This is a genomic window from Modicisalibacter xianhensis (genome assembly GCF_900113605.1).
GTDB lineage: Bacteria > Pseudomonadota > Gammaproteobacteria > Pseudomonadales > Halomonadaceae > Modicisalibacter > Modicisalibacter xianhensis.
Genome location: NZ_FOPY01000021.1, coordinates 24,424 through 37,164, shown reverse-complemented (window position 1 = coordinate 37,164; position 12,741 = coordinate 24,424). Strand labels below are relative to the sequence as shown.

General features: G+C 64.7%; 14 protein-coding genes and 1 pseudogene. 6 read left to right on the top strand and 9 right to left on the bottom strand.

Translation table 11 applies throughout. The features are described 5' to 3' along the window. The coding region (locus tag BM194_RS18740) for an integrase core domain-containing protein (protein ID WP_143097633.1) at positions 1-315 on the top strand (315 nt) is incomplete at its 5' end. A gap of 54 nt (positions 316-369) precedes the next feature. Here BM194_RS18740 and BM194_RS20970 read toward each other — a convergent pair. Beyond that, positions 370-561 (bottom strand): annotated as a pseudogene (locus tag BM194_RS20970) (hypothetical protein); the annotation flags it as partial. A gap of 167 nt (positions 562-728) precedes the next feature. Here BM194_RS20970 and BM194_RS18730 point away from each other — a divergent pair. Continuing rightward, positions 729-1,847, top strand: coding sequence for an N-acetylglucosaminyl phosphatidylglycerol synthase (locus BM194_RS18730; protein WP_092850045.1), 1,119 nt, complete (start codon positions 729-731; stop codon positions 1,845-1,847). 4 nt (positions 1,848-1,851) lie between these two features. Continuing rightward, complete coding sequence (locus BM194_RS18725; protein ID WP_092850043.1) at positions 1,852-2,847, top strand: glucosaminyl phosphatidylglycerol flippase; 996 nt, start codon at positions 1,852-1,854, stop codon at positions 2,845-2,847. 7 nt (positions 2,848-2,854) lie between these two features. On the opposite strand, the gene BM194_RS18720 is transcribed toward BM194_RS18725, so the two are convergent. Together BM194_RS18720 and BM194_RS18715 are read right to left on the bottom strand one after the other, a co-directional pair. Continuing rightward, positions 2,855-3,421 (bottom strand): phosphatase PAP2 family protein, encoded by a 567-nt coding sequence (locus tag BM194_RS18720; RefSeq protein WP_092850052.1) that lies wholly within the window; start codon positions 3,419-3,421, stop codon positions 2,855-2,857. Next, positions 3,393-4,547: a glycosyltransferase family 4 protein gene (locus tag BM194_RS18715; RefSeq protein WP_092850040.1), complete on the bottom strand. Its 1,155-nt coding sequence runs from the start codon at positions 4,545-4,547 to the stop codon at positions 3,393-3,395. The genes BM194_RS18720 and BM194_RS18715 overlap by 29 nt, the downstream gene beginning before the upstream one ends. 347 nt (positions 4,548-4,894) lie before the next feature. Between BM194_RS18715 and BM194_RS18710 the strand changes: the two genes are divergently transcribed. Then, complete coding sequence (locus BM194_RS18710; protein ID WP_092850038.1) at positions 4,895-5,110, top strand: hypothetical protein; 216 nt, start codon at positions 4,895-4,897, stop codon at positions 5,108-5,110. A gap of 17 nt (positions 5,111-5,127) precedes the next feature. Here BM194_RS18710 and BM194_RS18705 read toward each other — a convergent pair whose 3' ends face one another. From BM194_RS18705 to mntR, 6 genes are all read right to left on the bottom strand, one after another. Next, positions 5,128-5,901 (bottom strand): CHAD domain-containing protein, encoded by a 774-nt coding sequence (locus BM194_RS18705; protein WP_092850036.1) that lies wholly within the window; start codon positions 5,899-5,901, stop codon positions 5,128-5,130. Between the two features lie 102 nt (positions 5,902-6,003). Continuing rightward, positions 6,004-7,134: a metal ABC transporter permease gene (locus BM194_RS18700; protein WP_092850034.1), complete on the bottom strand. Its 1,131-nt coding sequence runs from the start codon at positions 7,132-7,134 to the stop codon at positions 6,004-6,006. Continuing rightward, the gene (locus BM194_RS18695; protein ID WP_092850032.1) at positions 7,134-8,279 is read right to left on the bottom strand and encodes a metal ABC transporter permease; all 1,146 of its coding nucleotides are present in this window, start codon (positions 8,277-8,279) and stop codon (positions 7,134-7,136) included. Before BM194_RS18695 ends, BM194_RS18700 begins: the two co-directional genes overlap by 1 nt. Next, the gene (locus BM194_RS18690) at positions 8,276-9,076 is read right to left on the bottom strand and encodes a metal ABC transporter ATP-binding protein (RefSeq protein WP_092850029.1); all 801 of its coding nucleotides are present in this window, start codon (positions 9,074-9,076) and stop codon (positions 8,276-8,278) included. Before BM194_RS18690 ends, BM194_RS18695 begins: the two co-directional genes overlap by 4 nt. 62 nt (positions 9,077-9,138) lie before the next feature. Then, positions 9,139-10,122: a metal ABC transporter solute-binding protein, Zn/Mn family gene (locus BM194_RS18685; RefSeq protein ID WP_092850027.1), complete on the bottom strand. Its 984-nt coding sequence runs from the start codon at positions 10,120-10,122 to the stop codon at positions 9,139-9,141. 116 nt (positions 10,123-10,238) lie between these two features. Beyond that, a complete protein-coding gene (gene mntR, locus BM194_RS18680) occupies positions 10,239-10,691 on the bottom strand; it encodes a manganese-binding transcriptional regulator MntR (protein ID WP_092850025.1) in 453 nt (150 codons plus the stop codon). A 209-nt stretch (positions 10,692-10,900) separates the two neighbouring features. On the opposite strand from mntR, the gene BM194_RS18675 reads away from it, so the two are divergent. Together BM194_RS18675 and BM194_RS18670 are read left to right on the top strand one after the other, a co-directional pair. After that, positions 10,901-11,296, top strand: a complete 396-nt coding sequence (locus BM194_RS18675) for a DUF2946 domain-containing protein (RefSeq protein WP_177223467.1) — start codon at positions 10,901-10,903, stop codon at positions 11,294-11,296. 39 nt (positions 11,297-11,335) lie between these two features. Further along, entirely contained in the window at positions 11,336-12,679 is a 1,344-nt protein-coding gene (locus BM194_RS18670; RefSeq protein WP_092850020.1) for a PepSY-associated TM helix domain-containing protein, read from the top strand. Positions 12,680-12,741 lie beyond the last annotated feature (62 nt).

The following is a 12,741-nucleotide window of genomic DNA, read 5'->3' as shown; positions in this document are numbered from 1 at the left end:
GTGCTATTTCACACGGATCAAGGTAGCCAATACGCCAGTCGCCTGTTTCGCCAACGATTATGGCGTTACCGCATGAGTCAGAGCATGAGCCGACGGGGAAACTGTTGGGATAATGCGCCTATGGAGAGGCTATTCCGGAGCTTGAAGAGTGAATGGATACCGGCCTTGGGCTACCCGAGCATCTGCGCTGCCAGGAAGGACATCGGGGAGTACCTGATGGGTTATTACAATCGCCAGCGGCCCCATGCGTTTAATGCAGGGATCCCGCCTGCGTTAGCTGAAGAAAAACTTAAAACACTGTCCGGGATTAGTTGACCACTACAAACGCTCCACCGCCTGGCCATTAAAGTTGTATCGGCAATCTCTAAACTAACTTAATCTATCGCGAATCAACACGAAAGACGTACACACAAGAACGCCCACGCCAATGAGAGGCGCGGGCGTGGAGTCAGCCTTGCGGCGGGTGTAGAAGCGCACGGCGTCGGGGCCGTAGGCGTGCAGATCGCCGAATAGCGAGTCCCTCCAGCCGCCGAAGCTGTGGAAGGCGACCGACACCGGCAGTACCAGGACATCTACGCACAGCCGCAGGCCCGCTGAGCAGGCCAATCCGCCCCACCCTCGAGCCCTATGGCTCCGGGAGCGCGAGGCCCACCCGAAGACGTTGTCATCGGACTGCCGCATTTTGCGACTAGCCTGAAAGGATCCTATCCATTTCAGGAGAGCGGCCCTTGCACATCGCCGACGTGACCATGTTTCATGCGCCGACCAGCGGTGGCGTCAGGACCTACCTGCAGGCCAAGCATCGCCGGCTTGCCCAGTTACCCGGCGTGCAGGCCAGTCTGCTCGTGCCCGGCGCCGAAGCCATGCAGCTCGGCGACTTGCATACACTACCGGCGATGCACCTGCCGTTCGGCCAAGGCTATCGCTTTCCGCTGCATCGCCGACGCTGGGCGCAGGCCTTGGTGCGCATGAACCCGAACCTGATCGAGGCCGGCGACCCGTACATGACAGCCTGGTCCGCGCTGGATGCCGGACAGCGCCTGGGCGTGCCGGTGGTCGGCTTCTATCACTCCGACCTGCCACGCCTGATGGGCGACCGGCTCGGCACCGGCGTGGCGCGGCGCTTGGAGCGCTATGTCGCCGATCTCTATGGCCGCTTCGATCGCGTGCTGGCTCCCTGCCGTTCGATGGCCGAGCGGCTCGGGCAATGGGGCGTACCCAATGTGCACCTGCAACCGCTGGGTGTGGACCTGGATACCTTCCACCCCCGGCGTCGCGATCCCATGCTGCGCGACATGCTGGGCCTGAGCGCCAACACCCGCCTGCTGGTGTTCGCCGGGCGCAACTCGCGCGAAAAGAACATTCCCGAGTTGCTGGCCACCGCGCAGCGCCTGGGCGGTCGCTATCACCTGCTGATCATGGGGCCGCACATGCCTCGGCGGGTGCCGGACAATGTCACCGTCTTCAATCGTTACTGCGATAGCGACGAAGTGGCGCGCTGGTTCGCCACGGCCGATGCGCTCATCCACGCCGGCACCCGCGAGACCTTCGGCCTGGTTGCACTGGAAGCCATGGCCAGCGGCCTGCCGGTGGTGGGCGTGCGCGCCGGGGCGCTGCAGGAAAACATTCCGCTGGGGTGCGGCGTCTTGTGTGAGCCGCACTCCCCCGACGCCATGGCCCAGGCGATCCAGGAGCTGTTCCTGAACGATGCCCAGGTCATGGGGCGACGTGCCCGCCGCCACGTCGAGCGTCACTATCATTGGCACGCCGTGGTCGATACGTTGCTCGGCCACTACCGAACCGTGCTCGGCGACAGCGTAACGCCTTCCGTCAAGCAGCACGGCTGACGCCATGCGACATGCATTGTGGCTACTGCCCTTGGCCCTGAGCCTGGCGCTGGCCATTCCATTCTTCGTCGGTGGCCCGGCACTGTTGGGCACCCTGCGGAATTTTCCCGCCGACCTGCTGGTTCTCATGCTGGGGATGATCGGCCTGTGCTGGATCATCAACGCCTGTCGGCTGCGCCTGCTGCTGGCGGAGCACGCCCGTGCCCTGAGCCCACCCCAGGCCCTGGCGACGGTGATGGCCACCGAGTTTGCCTTCTGCGCCACGCCCGGCGGCAGCGGCGGGCCGGTGACGTTGTACGGCCTGCTGGTCCGGCGCGGGATACCGGCACCGCGTGCCACGGCGGTATTCGCCGCCGATCAGTTGACCGACCTGGTGTTCTTTCTGGTGGCGCTGCTGCTGGTCGCCGTGTATGCCACGGTGGCCCTGGTCGATTCGCGACTCGAAGGATTGATCGCCGTGTCGATCGGCCTGCTCAGCCTCGTGCTGGCACTGGCCTGGCTGTGGTTGCGCCATACCTCGCGCTTTCTTGCCACCAGCGGCCAGTGGCTCGCGTGGTTACGCCTGCCCTGGCGCCTGCGCTTTGCCATGGCACGCCGCCTGCTGCGCTTTCGCCGCGCCCTGCTGGCGACGCTCGGCCTGTCCCGGCGGCGCCTGGCGTTGGTCTTCGTGCTGTGCTGCGGTCATTGGCTGTTGCGTTACAGCGTGCTCTATCTGGTCGTCGAAGGGCTCGGTCACGATGTAGCCTGGGCATGGACCTTCCTGGTCCAGATGCTCTCCATGGCGGCAGGACAGGCCAGCATGCTGCCTGGCGGCCTGGGCGGCGCGGAGCTGACCTCGACGGCAATGCTGACGCCGCTGATCGGCCTGTCGCAGGCGTCCGTGGCGGTGTTGATCTGGCGCTTCGTGACCTTTCATTTCTACCTGCTGGCCGGTGCGCCTGTCTTCGCCTGCCTGTTCCATCGCCAGTTCCTCGGCCGGCGCCTATCATGGCGCCGCTAGCCGGCGATCACGGCGCGGCGACAGTCAGCGTGACCGGGAACAGCCACAGGCTGGACATGGCCAGCACCAGGCCGAGCAATGCGCCTGCTGCCACGTCGCTCAGGTAGTGCAGCCCCAACCCCACCCGCGAAGCGGCAATCAGCGCCGCCAACGGCGCGATGACAAGCATCAGCCAAGGCATGGTGTCGGCGGTCAGGGTCGCGAAACTCACCGCGTGCAGGGTGTGACCGCTGGGAAAGCTGTAGCGGTCCAACGGCGGCATGGTGCAGGGAATGGTGGTAAAGGTGATGAACGGACGCTCGCGGCACAGTCGCGTCTTGAGCAGGCGATAGACCACGATCCCGACCCCGGCCGTTACCGCAAACTGCAGGGCGACATGCCAACCGATCCGTTGGCCGTGAATCAGCGGCTGGCAAGCGATCAGCACCACCCAGGCCGGCCAGTCGCCAAGACGGCTGGCCAGGCGCAGCAAGGCCAGCAGCGGCCGGTAGTGGCAGAACAGGGCCAGGCGGCGGCAGGCTTGCCACTCGACCAGGTCGAGGCGTTCAAATACGGGAAAGCTGCGGTTTACCATGAGCCGTCTCCAGAGTCTGGCGCAGGATGTCCAGGTACTGGTCGGCAACGTGCGACCAGCGCTGGCTTTCGACACGTAGCCGGGCGGCATTGCCCATCTGGGCATAGCGCACCGGCTGCTGGCACAGCGCCACGGCGGCGTCGATGAAGGCCCGCTCGTCGCCGAACGGCACCACCAGCCCGGTGCGCTCGTGCTCGATCATTTCGGCGGCGGCGGCGTAATCGAAGGCAACGATGCCCAAGGCGCTGGCCATCGCCTCGTTGACCACGTTGCCGTAGGTCTCCGACATCGACGGAAACACGAACATGTCGGCGCTGGCGTAGTGCCGCGCCAAGGTGTCGCTATCGACGAAACCGGTAAAGATGGCAGTGGGCAGGCGCTTTTCCAGCGCAGCGCGCTGGGGGCCGTCGCCGACCAGCACCGGCTGCAGGTCGGGCTGGCTGCGCTGCATGGCATCGAAGGCTTCCGCCAGCAGGGTGAGGTTCTTTTCCTGGGCCAGGCGACCGACGTGCAGGGCCACGGGTTGATGTTCGCTCACGCCCCAGGCGCGGCGCAGCTCGCCATCGCGGCGGTGAGGCCCGAAGTGGTCGGCGTCGATGCCCCGCCCGAGAACTTCCACATTCTTGAAACCCAGCATCTTCAACTCGGCGGCGCGCTGCGCGGTGGGCACCAGCGTGGCCTGGGTGCGATTGTGAAAATGGCGCAGCACGCTGCACACCGGCTTCTTCATCCAGCCCACACCATAGTCGCCAGCGTAGTGATCGAAATTGGTGTGAAAGCCGCTGACTACCGGGATACCCAGATGCCGGGCCAGATTGAGCGCCGACCAGCCCAATGGCCCTTCCGTGGCTACATAGATGATGTCCGGCCGAGCTTCGCGCCATAGCGCGGCCATGGCACGACGCGACGGCATGCCCAGTTGCACGTCCGTATAACGAGGCACGCGAATTCCGCGAACCTGCAGTTCATGGGTCATGCCTTCCGCTCGAGTCGGTGCCTGCGGCGCCGGGCGAATCAGCTGGACCTCGATGCCTCGCCGGATCAGCTCGCGAGTGAGGTGCCCCAGGGTATGCGCCACCCCGTTGATGTCCGGGGCCCAGGTTTCGCTGACCATGGCAATCCGCATGCCGTGTCCTCACGTCGTTGGCTGTATTGCCTACAGCTTCCCGGGGTTTCATGACGAGGAAACGACAATGGGTTGAACAGTCGATGACGCTTGGCCTTCGTTACCTTTCCGATCCCGGACTCACCACGCCACGGTCATCGATTCGACATCCACAAGGGGTAGGCTGGGAACGCCGTAAGGGAGTGCGGGGAGGGGCAAGCCACGCGACCTGCAACGGCCATTAATCGATCAATTTTTAGGCAAGCCGGCCGATAATCCGAACATGTTGCGCATGAGCCTGCCGCCGTAGCGGGTTCGCTGCTCCGAACCAACCGTTTTATCTCACCATTGAAGAGGGACGAAGCATCATGAGCGCGTTGCCCATGCTTCTCGTCTGGGCCCACATTGGCTTTGTCATCACCCGCGGGCTACATGCCCGGCGGCGTATTGCGCACATGTGCCGAACGCGAACCGGGCTACTGGTCATCCTCGTTGCGGGCCCGCTGGTCTGGTTGCTGGCGCTGGGCGAGATCGGTCGAAGCAAGCCACGCTGGGACTCATGCTCACGGGGAAAATCCCTGTGAGGCTTGCAGCTCATGGATCACAGCCAGCCAAGCTTTTTGCCTTGGCGTAACGCCTTGTCGAGCTGTTCCTCGGCGAGACGATCCAGTTCGGCACCCAGTGCCAGGCGCGTCGCATCGTCGAGCTTGCCCGCCTCCTTCAACCAGGCGTTGAGGTTCACCAGGTCGTGCTGGCGACCCAGGCGTTTGGCCAACGTCTTGAGACGATCACGCGGCGCCTTGCCGGGCTTGCCCTCGACGGTATAACTCATGTCCTGCTGATAGGTCAGGTACTTCACCCACTTGCGCCAGCGATGGCACAACGTCGGGTCGCGTTTCTTTTCACTGCGCCTGGCCAGGCGTTGCACCTTGCTGCGCGTCTGCTTGAGACCTTTTCTGACCCGCTTGCGTGTCAACGGCTCGTCATCCCACTGCCGGCTTTCACCCTGAAAGGCCTCGAGTAGCGCCTGTCGGTCCGCCTCGATGGGCTGCTTGTCGAGTTGCGCCGCCATGGTGGCTCGCAGACGCGCCAGGGACGGCCGCAAGCCCGAGGGAACGCGTGGCATCACCCAGCCCAGCATGGCATGGCGAACCGCCATCTCACGCGAGCCTTCCAGTGACTTGGCAATCGTTTTAGGCGTCTCTTCCCGGGTCTTCACGACCTGGCGTGGCAGGTCGACCCGCTGCAACTGCCAGGCGGCCCGCAGGCGCTTGCAGGTCAGCCGCAGCTCGTGCACGTCCTTGTCGTCCAGTGGCGTGGTGAGGCGTTCGCCGGCCTGCGCGATCAGGTCATGCAGGTAGTCCTGGTGCGTCATGGCTCCTCGCAGACGAGTTGGTGCATCCCGATGGCCGGACAGGCCGACCTAACGTGGCATGATCACTATAGCGCATGCCTGGCTCGGCCCATGGCACGAGGTTCAGAACTTCGCCGGCTCGAGGATTTCCCGGGCAATGGCTCGCCCGGCGGGGGTCAGGTGCAGCAGTTCTCCCTCCTGCAGGACATGCCCCTGCTCGCGACTACGCTGCACGACACGGCGCGCCTTGGCGGCGTCCCAGTGCAGGTGCTCGCGCAGCGCCCGGGTCACGTTCTCCACGGCCTGTTCCGGCTCGCCTTCGTGATTGTACAGGTGGACTGCCAGGGTCCGGTTCTCGTTCAGGCGGCGTTGTCCGCGCCGACGCGCCAGCTGGGCAAGCAAGCCGTAGTGCGGCCCGGCCAGGAAGGCCAGCAGCAGGAACACGCCGGTCATCACGGCCATCATGCCGCCGATCGACACGTCCCAGGCCACCGCCAGGTAATAACCGGAGACGCTCGACAGCACCGAGATCACCATGCCGTAGACGAACATCAGCCACAGCCGGTTGGTCAGCAGGTAAGCTGCCGACGGGGGGACGATGACGAACGCCACGAACAGCACGGCCCCCACGGCATCGAACGCCGCCACGGCGGTACCGCTGGTCAGCATGAGCAGGGCATAGAAGAGCACGCCCGGGGCGAAGCCCAGCGCCTTCGCCAAGGGCGCATCGAAGGTGGCGAGCTTGAGTTCCTTGAAGAACACCAGCACGAACAGGCCGTTGAGCAGTGTCATCGCCCCCATCGACAGCAGCGATTGCGGCACCGGGTAGCCGCCGATCGACACGGTGTCGAGCCACACGAAGCCGATCTCGCCCAGCAGCACGGTATGCGTGTCGATGTGCACGTCGCGGGCATAGAGGTTGAGCAGCAGCACGCCGATGGAGAACAGTACCGGGAAGACCAGGCCGATGGCGGCATCCTTCTTGACCCGCTGCGTGTTGACCAGCAACTCGGTGAGAAACACCGTCAGCAGGCCGGTCAGAGCCGCACCCACGATCTGCACCGGGCCGCTCTGCTGGTGCGTCAGCAGCCAGACGATGACGATGCCGAACACGATGGAGTGGCCGATGGCATCGGACAGCATGCTGGAGCCGCGCAGTACCAGGAAAGTGCCGACCAGTGTCGAGGCGATACCCACCAGCATGCCGACCAGCATGATCATCAGCGGAATGTTGTCGAAGAGCGGCGCCAGCATCACAGCGCCTCCCGGCCGAGCGAATCGAGGATGCGCTCGGCCTCATGGATGCCTGCCGGTGTCAGCACCCATTGCCCTGCCGTGTTCGGCTCTTCGGGGGGCGCTGCGTGACGGACCACATAGCCGCGGCGATGCAGCTTGCGCAGGGCCCGCTGGGTGCTGGTACCGTGGTAGGTATCGATCATGCCCTGCCCGGAACGATAGCGGGAATCGGCATGCGCAGCGGCCAGTTGGTAGAGCGTTGTCAGCACCTGTTGATAACGCAGGCGCCGACGGCTGCGCCGAAGCCGCACGATTTCCCACACGAAGCCGCGCCTTGGCGCGAACAGCAGCGAGACGATGACCACGCTCGACACGCTGAGAATGATCAACGGCCCGGTGGCCAGCCCCCGCGACAGGGCACTGAGCAGTGCACCGAAGACGCCACCGCCCACCCCGATGGCCGCCGCCAGGAGAACCATGCCCTCGAGCCGGTGGCTCCACTGGCGCGCCGCGACGGCTGGCGCGATGATCATCGCCGCCATCAGCACCACGCCAACCATCTGCAGCCCCACCACCACGGCCAGGGCGATCATCACCGTCAGCAGCACTTCCAGCCAGACCACCGGCAGGCCCAGCGATGCGGCGTAGCTCGGATCGAAGGAAACCAGCTTGAATTCCTTCCACAACAGCGACACCAGCCCCAGTGCCGCGACGGTAATCCCGCCCATGATCCACAGGTCGCTGCGCAGCGTGGCGGCAGCCTGACCGAACAGGAAGGAGTCGAGTCCGCCCTGCGCAGCATTGTTCGTGCCCTGGATGTAGGTCAGCAGCACTACGCCGAGGGCAAAGAAGGTACTCAGCGTAATCCCCAGCCCGGCATCGGTCTTGAGCCGGCTGTTGCGGGTCAGCGCCAGCATCAGCAACGCCGCCAGTGCCCCGGACACGAGTGCGCCGAACAGGATGCTGCCGATATTGCGGGTCCCGGCGATGAGAAAGCCGATGCAGACCCCGGGCAGCGCGGCATGCGACAGCGTGTCGCCGAGCAGGCTCTGCTTGCGCAGCACCGCAAAGCTGCCCAGCACACCGCTGATCAGCCCCAGCAGGGCCGCCCCGATCACCACGTTCTGGATGGTATAGTCCTGAAGCCAGTCGAGTATCGTCATGGCAGTCTCTCGGTCACCGGCATGTCGCGCTCCTGGGGTGGCAACAGGGCGCTTTCCTCGAGCAGGGCAATCTGTCCCCCATAGGCCTTGCGCAGATTGGCTGCGGTATACACGTCGCCGACCTCTCCCTGGGCGATGACTCGTACGTTGAGCAGCAGCAGCCAGTCGAAGTAGGTACGCACGGTCTGCAGGTCGTGATGCACGACGATCACCGTCTTGCCCTCGTCACGCAGCCGGCGCAGGATATCGACGATGGCCCTCTCGGTCGTGGCATCGACCCCGGCCATGGGCTCGTCGAGAAAATAGACGTCGGCATCCTGAACCAGCGCCCGGGCCAGGAACACGCGCTGCTGCTGGCCGCCGGAGAGCTGGCTGATCTGGCGCTGGGCGAAGTCCTGCATGCCCACCTTTTCCAGTGCCTGCATCGCCTCCCGGCGCTCGCGCCGTCCCGGCCGTCGCAGCCACCCCAGGCGGCCATAGAGACCCATGGTGACCACATCCAGCGCCGTGGTGGGGAAATCCCAGTCGACACTGGAGCGTTGCGGCACGTAGCCGACCCGACGCCGCTGGTCCTTGTAGGGCCGCCCGAACAGCGTGACATGGCCCGCCACGGCGGGCACCAGGCCCAATACGCTCTTGATCAGCGTGCTCTTGCCGGCGCCGTTGGGGCCGACGATGGCCGCCATCACCCCGGGCGGGACATCAAAGTCGATGTCCCACAACACGGGCTTGCTCTGGTAGCTGACGGTCAGGTCCTCGACATGCAACGCCAAGTTCGGCTCATGCAGTTCAGCCATGGTCACGGTCCTATATTGCTGGCACCTCGCGCCGCCTGCCGGTGCGGCGAGGTACGTCATGGTCATTGGTCGGTGGCGATGTCCCAGCGTTCAGCCCAGTCCTGCAGGGCATCGGGCAGCGGCTGCAGTTCGCCGTCCAGTGCCTCGACGATATGCCGGGTATTGGCGTAGAGCATGCCGACATAGGTCCCGCCGGCCGTACCGGCCTCGTCCATGGCGTCGGAATAGAGCTGCCCGCCGATCGATATCTCGTGGCCCCGCTGACGAGCGGCATCGATCACGGCCTGGACAGTGCGGGGGTTGATCGTGCTCTCGACGAACATGGCCGGTACCTGACGCTCGACGACCACATCGACCATGTTGCGGATATCCGCCACGCCGGTTTCGGTCTCAGTACTGATGCCCTGGATACCGGCCACCTCGATACCATAGGCACGCCCGTAATAGTTGAACGCGTCATGCGCGGTGACCAGGATGCGCTGCGTGTCGGGAATCGTCGCGATACTGGCCTCGATCCAGCCGTGCAGTGCCTCGAGCTGGGCCGCATAGTGCTCGGCATTGTCCCGGATCGCCGCCTCGCAGCCCGGCCGCTGCTCGATCAGCGCGTCGGCAACGGTCGGCACGGTCTGTGCCCACAGGTCGACGGCCATCCACAGGTGGGGATCGATGCCGTAACTGTCCTGAACGGTAATCAGGGTTTCCTTGTCGATGGAAGCCGGCGCCACGGCGAGCGTGGGTTTGATCTCGCCGAAACGCGCCAGCACGTCACCCAGTTGGCCTTCCAGCGAATAGCCGGAGTAGAGGATGAGATCGGCCTTCTGCAGGGTATATACATCCCTGGCCCCGGCCTGGTAGAGGTGCGGGTCGACCCCCGGCCCCATGAGTGCCGTCACATCAACGCATTCACCGCCGACATGCTCGACCACGTCGGCGAGCATGCCGATGGTGACCACGACATCGAGCGGCGTTGTCTGCTGCGCCTGCGCCGAGGCCGAACCCAGGATCAGGGTTGTCGCCAGCCCGCCTATCGCGATTCCTCGCTTCATAGCCTGTCTCTGCTCCGATTCAGTCGACCCAGGCTAAACTATATAGCCTTTGCTATACAGCTAGGCAAATGGACCGATCAAGTCAAGCGAACATGGTGCTGCGGGATAGTGGTGGCTCAGGCGCCCCGTTCCTTCAGGAACTGCTCGAAGGCGGCCAAGGTCTCGCTGCTGACATGATGCTCGATACCCTCGGCATCGATACGTGCGGTAGCCGCACTGACGCCCATGCGGCACAGTACGGCTTCGACGATCATGTGCCGACGCCGGCTCGCCGCCGCCAGGCGTTCCCCGGTTTCTGTCAGGAACAGCCCTCGGTAGGGGCGCTTGACGACCAGCCCCTCCTCGACAAGACGGTTGAGCATCTTGGCCACCGTCGGCTGAGTCACGCCTAGGCGTCGGGCGATATCGACCTGGCGCGCTTCGCCTTCGTCGCTGATCAGGTCGTCGATCAGCTCGACGTAGTCCTCGAACAACTCCGTGCGCCGGGCATCGCGTGCCTTGCGGAACCCTTCGACATGACTGTCGGGCGCCATCAGTGAGTCGCGGCTGGCATCGAAGTGAGAGGTCATGGGCTACCGATAATTTCACGCAAAGGGGCAAACATCGCACTTTATCATGCCCATGGAGACAGGGATTGCAACCTTCCGGAAAACACCGGGCCGCACTCCCGTCCACGGCAAGCGTCACGGAATGCGTCAAACTGACGCGGCCGGCGAAGCATTGGCCCCGCCTCATCTGGGATAGCATGTCGCGTTCGTTTCTGCCGCATGAGTGTTTCATGCCACTGCGCCACCACGCCCGGGCGTATCGCCACGCCGTCCATCTGGCGTTGATCGCCATGCTGCTGTTGGTGACCGGCCCGGTCATCGGCCAACTCAGTGCGTTTGGCGAGCCGGGTCATCATTCGCATGCTGGCGCATCGATGCCGACCCTGTCATCGCCCCCCGCGCATCAGTCTCCGTTGCCGGAGACGCTCGGCTGGCACGAACAGTGTGGCTACTGCTCGCTGTTCCACCACTCTCCCGTGCTCAGCGGCGCGCTTCCGGCCGTGGCGCACACGTTTCTGCTTGCCGCTGGCGAGCCGCTCGCCGCCACGCGTCCAGCGCATGGCGGGCTGGCGATCTTTCCTCACGCGCCCCCCCGGGCTCCGCCGGTCGTCGTTCATGACTCGTGACGACAACCACCCCTGCATGCCCCGTGAGGAACATTACCCATGTCCCGTACTCGACGCGACATCAACGATCTCTATCGCGCCGTATGGCGCTGGCATTTCTATGCCGGGCTGATCGCCATTCCCTTTTTGATCCTGCTGGCCGTTACCGGTGCGCTGTACCTGTTCAAGGACGAAGTCGAACACTGGTGGTACGCCGATACACTGCGCGTGGAGGCGCAGTCCGCCCAGCCCATTTCCGCCCAGGCCCAGTTGGACGCCGCACTTGCCACCCAGCCTGGCGAGGCATTCCGCTACGTCACGCCCGCCGCTCCGGACCTGGCCGCCGAGGTCGATATCCGCACCGCCGGTGGCGAAAAGCGTGCCGTCTACGTTGACCCCTACAGCGGTGAAGTGACCGGCATCCTGCCCTACCGGGGCAGCGTGATGTGGACGATCCGCCACCTGCACAGCCTCAACTATTTCGGTACTACCGCCAGCCTACTCATCGAGATCGTCGCTGGCTGGACGATCCTGCTGGTGCTGACGGGTCTTTATCTGTGGTGGCCACGCGGTCAGCGTGGCGGTGTCGTCACGGTACGCTCGCGTCCGTCGAAGCGCCTGTTCTGGCGCGACCTGCATGCGGTCCTGGGTGTGTTCGTGGGTGGCTTCATCCTGTTTTTGGCCGTGACCGGCATGCCCTGGTCGACGGTGTGGGGCAGCAAGGTCAATGAACTCGCCAACGGCAACAACTTCGGCTATCCCGACGGCGTGCGGGTCAACGTGCCCATGTCCGATGCCAGGCTTGCCGAGCGCGAACTCACCCCCTGGTCGCTCGAGCAGGCCCGGTTGCCTGCCTCCACGGCTAGCGATATCCCACCGATCGGACTCGACGGTGCCGTTGCCCGCTTCGATGCACTGGGCCTGGCACCGGGCTATGCCGTCAGCCTGCCGGGTGGCGCCAGCGATGTGTACACAGGCTCGATCTACCCCGACGATCTCAGCCAGCAACGGGTCGTGCATCTCGACCAGTACACGGGCGACACGCTGCTCGACATGCGTTATGCCGACTACGGTCCGTTGGGACAGACGCTGGAGTGGGGAGTCAATGTCCACTTGGGCCAGGAGTTCGGTATCGCCAACCAGATTGTCCTGGCCGCGGCCTGCGCGGGGATCGTATTGCTGTGTGTGGCCTCGGGCGTCATGTGGTGGATGCGCCGCCCCGCCGGTCGCCTCGGTGTACCGCCTGCCCCGCACGATCCACGTAAACTGCGCGGCGTGCTGGCCCTGCTTGCCATCGGGGGGGTGATCTTTCCCCTGGTGGGCGCCTCGATGATCGCGATGGCCTTGGTCGATGCCGGCATTCGCCGTTGGTCGGCTCGCCCGACCACCCAGGCTGCAAGCTGATAGGGATAGCCCTTCACCCCGCGCAGCCGTAAAGTAAGTCGCGCCCGGGCCGCTTGATGCGA

Excerpts from the sequence above, each read along its gene's own strand:
- BM194_RS18725 (WP_092850043.1), top strand. The coding sequence starts at position 1,852 with ATGCGACATGCATTGTGGCTACTGCCCTTGGCCCTGAGCCTGGCGCTG.
- BM194_RS18720 (WP_092850052.1), bottom strand. The coding sequence starts at position 3,421 with ATGGTAAACCGCAGCTTTCCCGTATTTGAACGCCTCGACCTGGTCGAG.
- BM194_RS18715 (WP_092850040.1), bottom strand. The coding sequence starts at position 4,547 with ATGCGGATTGCCATGGTCAGCGAAACCTGGGCCCCGGACATCAACGGG.
- BM194_RS18710 (WP_092850038.1), top strand. The coding sequence starts at position 4,895 with ATGAGCGCGTTGCCCATGCTTCTCGTCTGGGCCCACATTGGCTTTGTC.
- BM194_RS18705 (WP_092850036.1), bottom strand. The coding sequence starts at position 5,901 with ATGACGCACCAGGACTACCTGCATGACCTGATCGCGCAGGCCGGCGAA.
- BM194_RS18700 (WP_092850034.1), bottom strand. The coding sequence starts at position 7,134 with ATGCTGGCGCCGCTCTTCGACAACATTCCGCTGATGATCATGCTGGTC.
- BM194_RS18695 (WP_092850032.1), bottom strand. The coding sequence starts at position 8,279 with ATGACGATACTCGACTGGCTTCAGGACTATACCATCCAGAACGTGGTG.
- BM194_RS18690 (WP_092850029.1), bottom strand. The coding sequence starts at position 9,076 with ATGGCTGAACTGCATGAGCCGAACTTGGCGTTGCATGTCGAGGACCTG.
- BM194_RS18685 (WP_092850027.1), bottom strand. The coding sequence starts at position 10,122 with ATGAAGCGAGGAATCGCGATAGGCGGGCTGGCGACAACCCTGATCCTG.
- mntR (WP_092850025.1), bottom strand. The coding sequence starts at position 10,691 with ATGACCTCTCACTTCGATGCCAGCCGCGACTCACTGATGGCGCCCGAC.
- BM194_RS18675 (WP_177223467.1), top strand. The coding sequence starts at position 10,901 with ATGCCACTGCGCCACCACGCCCGGGCGTATCGCCACGCCGTCCATCTG.
- BM194_RS18670 (WP_092850020.1), top strand. The coding sequence starts at position 11,336 with ATGTCCCGTACTCGACGCGACATCAACGATCTCTATCGCGCCGTATGG.